Origin of the sequence: Pedobacter miscanthi (assembly GCF_032678605.1) — a bacterium.
GTDB lineage: Bacteria > Bacteroidota > Bacteroidia > Sphingobacteriales > Sphingobacteriaceae > Pedobacter > Pedobacter miscanthi_A.
Genome location: NZ_JAVTSU010000035.1, coordinates 23,116 through 29,872, shown reverse-complemented (window position 1 = coordinate 29,872; position 6,757 = coordinate 23,116). Strand labels below are relative to the sequence as shown.

The following is a 6,757-nucleotide window of genomic DNA, read 5'->3' as shown; positions in this document are numbered from 1 at the left end:
GGTCATTATCTCTCAAGTCGTCATTGCAAGGCACGAAGCAATCTTACTACAATGGGTGGGCAAAAAGCATTATATAGTTTTAATACTTAGCGATCGTTGTAAGATTGCTTCGTACCTCGCAATGACGGGTGTTTTTATGTCCGGCAATGGTAGAAGTTAGCATTTTTCAAATACATAGGAGGACTTACGTGATTGCCGTAGCAAAAAACAATGAAAACTAAATTTCGTGAATGGCCTGTGGAGACACATACCATGGTTTGGATCATGATTTGGAGTCATCACTAACCAAATTTTTACTATTGATTAAACACATTTCCTTTTTTATCCGTAGCAATTACCCAGCGGAAGGCATCAATAATGAGTTTGTTCTGTGTGGCATCTTTAAATATCTCTCCTCCGTGGCCCATGTTCAGGTAAATCATCCGGTAACCGGTATTGGTCCAAACCACCGGCGTATCTCCACCGGGAAGAATATCTTTTAAACCTAAGGGGTAATTATCCTGCGATAAAGACACCAGCACTTTTACATTTTTACGCTCCCTCGGACTTGGTTTCCATTGGTACCACTCGTTGGCAGGAGCGATAAAGGTTTTGGGTAAAGCTTTTGTAATGGGGTGTTTGTTATCTTCAATATTCAGTTTTGCGGGTAAGGGTGGCCAGCTGTTCCGCTCGAAAACACCTCCTCCCAGAAAATCGACAAACCAGGGCCAGTTAGTGGTGCGGTCGTTATAGGCTGCCACGTGGAAACCCATCCAGCCACCTCCATTTTCCATGTATTTTTGGAAGGCCAGTTTTTGGGCCGTACTGGTTGGAAAATCATTCAGCATCATCACCAGTTGATAATCTTTCACCTTTTCGTCGTTCATATCGTCCATATTGGTGGTTAAATCGAACACAAAGGTTTTTCCTATGGTTAAATCCTGAAAAAATTTAATGGCATCATTGGCAAAATTAACGTGCGCAGATTCGACTTCTTTACTATAAAAGGCCAGAACTTTAAATTTTGGACGATACTGGGCCTTTACATTTGAGGTGCTTAATAATAGCAATGTTATACCTAAAAGGAATTGTTTATAAAAAATATTTTTCATTGAGCTAAATAATGAGGTACTAATGATTTTGTTTTTTGCGGTTACTTAACCGACATAGCCGTTACGGCCTGTAAAAACCATCCGGTGTGTGGAATCCACTGTTCGGTCCAACGCCACTCGTTTCCGTTATCGGTTATTTTGAAGTCGATACCAGAGCCATCACCTTTTCCATCTTTGCCGGTAATGCCGTTAGAAATGCCTCCTTTACCTGTGCCGTGGCCATACATGGAGCTCATGTGAGGTACATTGTTCTGCCCGTAACCATACATCATGCAGATGTTGTAAGGATTGCAGCCTAAAACCCAGGATACGAGATGATCTGCAAATTGCGAAAGCTCGGGTTTTACGCCATAAGCGCCGTTGCCGGGATAAACCAAACGGCCGCCCACAATTGCGGCTGCCGCCAAAGAACCGAGCCTGGCATCTTCGCCCTGCCACCACCATCCGCTTTCGTTATCGTGGGGGATAAAAAAGCCATTCTGTACCTTCCCTTTATAAATAAAACTTTGCCTTGCGTATCCAAAGGGATTGGCTGTTTCTTTGGTGATGTTAAGGTTATAATCCAGCGCTTTTTTAATGGTTGATAAAGCGTTTTTCCGAAATGCCTGATCTTTTTCTACATCCAGGTACCTTACCAATGAGATAATCGGCAAACCTGCATCAGCCGCATGCCAAAATGGGCGGTTAGCATCATTTGCAATAAAATATCCGGCAGGAGCAAGGCGTTTATGCAGGTTTTCGGCACGGATCCTGGCTTCTTTTTGATACAATTCTTTACCCGTCGCTTTCCAGAGTTCGCTGGCAGCCATTAGCGCACAATAATCATCTATTATATTGTTCTTATGGTCGTCGGCATATTGCAGGCTATATTTTTGCAGGTGGGCAAAAGCACGTTCGGCTGCATCGAGGTAATCTTTAGCTTTAAAATCGCCATTGATGTTCCATTGGGAAATGCGCGCCAAAGCAGCAACAGCCATCCCGCCACCCTCACGGTAGGCACACTGGTAATCGTCGGTAGTTTTGCTATCGGCCAATAAACCAACCACCCTTCGGGCAGACGGGTTTTTATCGAAATAACTGAAAACCGTCATGTAAAAATATCCGTCGGGATCGAGTGAGCGCATGATGTAATCTGCGCCGTAAATGGCCTCAGCGGTGAGTGACTGTTTACTGCCAATATTTTCTAACAGGGCAGGAACAGTTTCTACGGTATTGGCCATCGACCAGGTAACCATAGGAATCTGTTGAGGCAGCATTACATTGGTATAGGCCAGGTGGGAGAAGTATTTGCTTACATCGCCTGAAGCATCGCACCAGCCACCGGTTAAATTAACGGTACGGGTACTGCCGTGTAAACGTATTTGCTGATCGGCTTTAAGTTCTTCAGGAGAATTTGCCCGTTGATGTTGAAAAAAGTTTACAATGGCCGGAATGGCAACCTTGCCGATTAAAGCATCTCCTATTTGAAAGGGAAAAGAATCTATTGTTTGTCCGTTTATTGAAAGGCGGATTTTGTAGGTGCCGTTTTTAGTAAAACCGGAGAAAATTACCGGGCTGTAGAAAGATCCGGTTTCCCAGCCGGCCACACGTTCGCTGGCTTTAACTTTTCCCGAAAATACAGACAATCGGGTTGCGGTATCTAAAACCTGAAAGTGCAGGCCAACAGGCAGGGGCTGTTCGCTTTTTACCATGGCCTGTTTAGTACCTTGCTGGTTATAAGCAACCTGGTTTACCAAAATCTGGATTCCGTTCTGCGGTAATAGTTGGGCTTTGGAAAGCGAAATGTTGGTGAACAGGCTGAATATTAAAATGGCGGTTGTACTATATCTCATCATTTTATAATTGAATTCCTGAGCATCATTTGTTAATGCCTGCATAAACTGCTTTTCTTAAAGTACCTTCTTCGGTATCGCCTGCGTAATCCCAGTACATTGCGCCGAGCATGCCCCGTTTTAACAGGTACTCGCATTTAATCTGTATTGATTCGGGATTTTCATAAGTACATACCAGCTCTCCCTTATCATTTTCTAAGTACGGTACTTTGGCATCATCATCCCATAGGGTTTTAAAACCGGTAAGTTTAACCACTTCCTTGTAATCTATATAACCTTTGATGCCGTTTTTGCCATGCCCGTAAAAAGGAATGCCCAAAACCAGTTGCTGTATCGGGATTCCTGCCTTTACATGAGCCGTTACAGCTTCATCTGCGCTGATCCATTTGGTATATTTCGACCGGAATAAACCTGCGTGATGATGTGGGGGATTTCCCATATCGTAGGTCATGATGTTCACAAAATCAATTACCGGCTGAATTGCTTTGAAATCAATGTAATGTGCATCAGGCGATGAGGCTAAAGTTAATAATTTCTGTTTACCTATTCTGTTTCTGATGGCTTTCATCATTAACGTATAATTTTTTGTATCCTCAGGAGAGGAAGAAATTCCAGCCGATTTATTGGTGGGGTATTCCCAGTCTATATCAATACCATCGAGGTTAAACTCTTTAATCACACGTAAGCAATCGTCTGCAAATTTTGTTCTTCCGGTATCTGATGCTGCCATTTCGCTAAATTTTCCGCTGCCCCAACCGCCGATTGAAATCAGGATTTTGAGATCGGGGGCGGTGCTTTTTAATTCGGTAAGATTTCTGAGTCTTTCAGGATTATTAATTCGGATGCCATTGAAGGTATCGTTTACATGCCCGAAAGCATAATTAAGGTGTGTAATGTGTTTTGGATCCGGCATTACGCTGGTCCATGAGGTTACATAGGCAACAATAACTTTTTTAGCTTGTTGCTGTTTTTGATTTTTTTTAACAACACAACTTTGCACAAAGGGAATGGTAGCCATGAGGAGCATCAGCGATAAGGATTTTATCGATCTCATTTGCTTGTAATGGTGTTTTGGTATCATAGATTAATGTAGGGGCATGGGTTTAAGCCTGATTAAGAAAAATAACCCGCTTTTTCGGTTAAATATTGAACCGGTAACTACTTAATAAAAGCAGTTAACCGGTTCGGCAATATGTTGATGCGTAATAATTAAAAGGCCAGTGATTTCATCCTTACGCCTGAAACTTTGAGGTAGTAATTTGTTGAAGTGTTTCCTAAAAGCGTTGCTACGAAACCAAAAGTTACCTGAGTAGGGCGATTTAGCGTAAAATTAATGCTAATGGTATAGGCCAAGCCTGTTGCCGTTGGTTTTATCTGTGTATAAGAAGCATCATTTACATCTGCGAGGTTGAGCAGACTTGGTTTTGCGGCCAGTGCGTTAACATCAGGAAGCTGCGTGCCCACATTGGCCACAAAATAACTTAATGAGGTTGCAGAGGCAAGGCTCGCATTACCTACCCGTGCTTCCATACTGTATTCGCCAGCGGGCAATAACTGGGTCTGGTAAATTTTACCATTATTAATGGTGTTCAAATTGGTGTTTGTAGTGTTTTTTCCGGCCTCGAAAGACATGGTGCCGAAATTGGTCACATTTTCTGCCGTTCGCTGTACATAGGTGCCAAAAGTATCAAAATCGGTACCCCAGTTATTGGCTTGCGCATTCGATGTCCATGAAGCCAATCTCCGCCAGATGGCTGCATTTCCGGCAACTACAGCGCCCTGGCTGGCACTTACCGGTTGAAACTGGGTACCCGTTGTACTCGCCGGATTCATTTTACCCGGGTTTGCAATAAAAGTAGCGGTAACATCCGTACGGGCATTAACCCCAACACGGTAAGCCGTGTAAAAGGTGTCAATTGCCATTGTATCAGGTAAATAAACCGTCCGGTAATCGAAAGTGCTGCGGTATTTATAATCCGAAAGGATGGCCGTTGCCGCATTGACTAATTTTTTAACCTTCGTTTTAACACCTGCTGTGTTGATATAGGATACATCCATGTACTGTGGACCGTTGGATTTATCAAGTCCGCCCCAGGTAATGGTTGCCGTTGTTCCATCTAAAGAAACATCCGAAACAGGCATATTGATTAAAGAGGCTGCATAGTTATCACCATAAACCTTTACGCCGCTTTTTACCACCGGAATGGAAGCATTACCAGCTGCATCGTAGGTAATGATTTCGAAATTATAGGAACCCTCGAATAAATTGTTTACATACTTACTAAGGGTATCTACCGAAAGTTTCCGCTCAACAGGCACGATTAAAGAATCCTGCCGGCTGTTCCAGTATATTTTGCATTTGGTCACTTTCCGGTCAGAGATAAACAATCCCTGAACCAGTACCCGGTTGCGCCCTGAGCGTATTTTTAAGGAGTCGACCCTACCGGTGTAGGATATTTCGCCACCTTCCACGTATTTTTTAAAGTCATCCATTTTAGTGCAGGATGTAAATGCTGCTATCCCTATTACAAACAGGAACATGATCAGCCTTATGTTAAGCATCTTTTTCATCGCTATTGGATTTTGTTTCATTATTTAGGATTTCCATAAGCCTGTACCTCGGTAATCATCAAAAAATTTGTTCCCTGCCAGTTGTTGATACATTTTATCCTCAGGTAACGCAGTTTAGGCACATTGATATCAAGATCATAGCTTAAACCGGCAGCAGCCGTAGTCTGGTCTTCATCGCTTACTTCACCATAAGGCAGGCCCGATGGTTTTACAGAGGTGTAAGTGCCCAGTTTGTACCAGCTATCATAACTTCCATCGGGATTAGGATTGGCAGAGCCCCATATTTCGAAGTTTTTCATGTTGCCACGGTAATAGTAGGTTTTCCTTCCGCTCACGGTTTCAGGGTAATCCCAGATCACCAGCCTGCTCAGCTGGGCCACCTGCCCAAGATCGAATGTAATGGAGTGGGGGCCCTGGTCGGTAGTGGTTGGCGGCGTATAGGCCACACTAGGAAATGCTACTGTTTCTGCATCCCATATCCTTCTTACCCCCGTAGCATCTGTTCCGTTATTGGAGAAATTGGCACGCTGGTCTCCCGGCCAGATTACCGGCTGCATTTCCCGGTACAGGGATTTAGCCAGGGGTAATTCGAACAGTGGTTTTACGGTTGTAAACAGGGTGTCGGTCTGGTTTAAAAACCTATCGCGGATCACCACAGCTATTTTTACCGGAATGGTATCCAATCCACGGATATTTTTACTGATGTCGGCTGCGGAAGTATAAATACCATCGAAAGCAACCCAGCCTTTGTAGCCCTGCAAACGCATCGGGATGATGGAAAGGTTAGCCTTAGAGATGTTTTTTAGCGAAACATTGATACCGCCAAAGGCCGGAACTACTTTAACGGTTCTGAAAGCAATCTGAATGGCATTTTCCAGTGGTTTTACCTTGATGGTTACCGGTGTGGAAGCCACCTCACTTTTGTTTACTACCCAAAGGGTTACTTCATGTTCTTGTGTATCGCCAAAACCATCAACCACCATTTGACTGGTGTAAAAAGAAGCCCTTACTTCTCTTTTTGCACCCGAAAGCAAGGTGTACTCGGCTTTTACATAGGCCACATCCAGATCGGTAGGCAGCTCGTAGGTAAGTGTTGCCTGCCCCGACTGGTTGGTTATCTGCACGTTTTTTAGTGCGCCTGGCGGATTTGGATTATTACCCAATGGGCCAAGGATATCTTTCTGACAACCACTTAATATTGTAATTAAGGGCAATGCCAACATTAAAATTGATTTAATTAATTTCATTTCTTAATTTTTATGA

General features: G+C 43.5%; 5 protein-coding genes. All 5 read right to left on the bottom strand.

The genetic code is table 11. The annotated features are described in order from the left end of the window. Positions 1–296: 296 nt before the first annotated feature. The 5 genes from R2R28_RS28295 to R2R28_RS28275 all read right to left on the bottom strand — a co-directional run bounded on the left by R2R28_RS28295 (position 297) and on the right by R2R28_RS28275 (position 6,741). A complete protein-coding gene (locus R2R28_RS28295; protein WP_316829025.1) occupies positions 297–1,091 on the bottom strand; it encodes a ThuA domain-containing protein in 795 nt (264 codons plus the stop codon). Positions 1,092–1,132: 41 nt separating this feature from the next. Continuing rightward, positions 1,133–2,968: a glycoside hydrolase family 9 protein gene (locus R2R28_RS28290; protein WP_316829024.1), complete on the bottom strand. Its 1,836-nt coding sequence runs from the start codon at positions 2,966–2,968 to the stop codon at positions 1,133–1,135. Further along, positions 2,949–3,977 (bottom strand): glycoside hydrolase family 18 protein, encoded by a 1,029-nt coding sequence (locus R2R28_RS28285; RefSeq protein ID WP_316829023.1) that lies wholly within the window; start codon positions 3,975–3,977, stop codon positions 2,949–2,951. Before R2R28_RS28285 ends, R2R28_RS28290 begins: the two co-directional genes overlap by 20 nt. A 155-nt stretch (positions 3,978–4,132) precedes the next feature. Beyond that, positions 4,133–5,494: a DUF4998 domain-containing protein gene (locus R2R28_RS28280; protein WP_316829022.1), complete on the bottom strand. Its 1,362-nt coding sequence runs from the start codon at positions 5,492–5,494 to the stop codon at positions 4,133–4,135. 20 nt (positions 5,495–5,514) lie between these two features. Further along, positions 5,515–6,741 (bottom strand): DUF5000 domain-containing lipoprotein, encoded by a 1,227-nt coding sequence (locus tag R2R28_RS28275; RefSeq protein ID WP_316829021.1) that lies wholly within the window; start codon positions 6,739–6,741, stop codon positions 5,515–5,517. Positions 6,742–6,757 lie beyond the last annotated feature (16 nt).

Bases quoted from the DNA above. Each gene is read 5' to 3' on its own strand.
- R2R28_RS28275 (WP_316829021.1), bottom strand. From the start codon at position 6,741: ATGAAATTAATTAAATCAATTTTAATGTTGGCATTGCCCTTAATTACA.
- R2R28_RS28295 (WP_316829025.1), bottom strand. From the start codon at position 1,091: ATGAAAAATATTTTTTATAAACAATTCCTTTTAGGTATAACATTGCTA.
- R2R28_RS28285 (WP_316829023.1), bottom strand. From the start codon at position 3,977: ATGAGATCGATAAAATCCTTATCGCTGATGCTCCTCATGGCTACCATT.
- R2R28_RS28290 (WP_316829024.1), bottom strand. From the start codon at position 2,968: ATGCAGGCATTAACAAATGATGCTCAGGAATTCAATTATAAAATGATG.
- R2R28_RS28280 (WP_316829022.1), bottom strand. From the start codon at position 5,494: ATGAAAAAGATGCTTAACATAAGGCTGATCATGTTCCTGTTTGTAATA.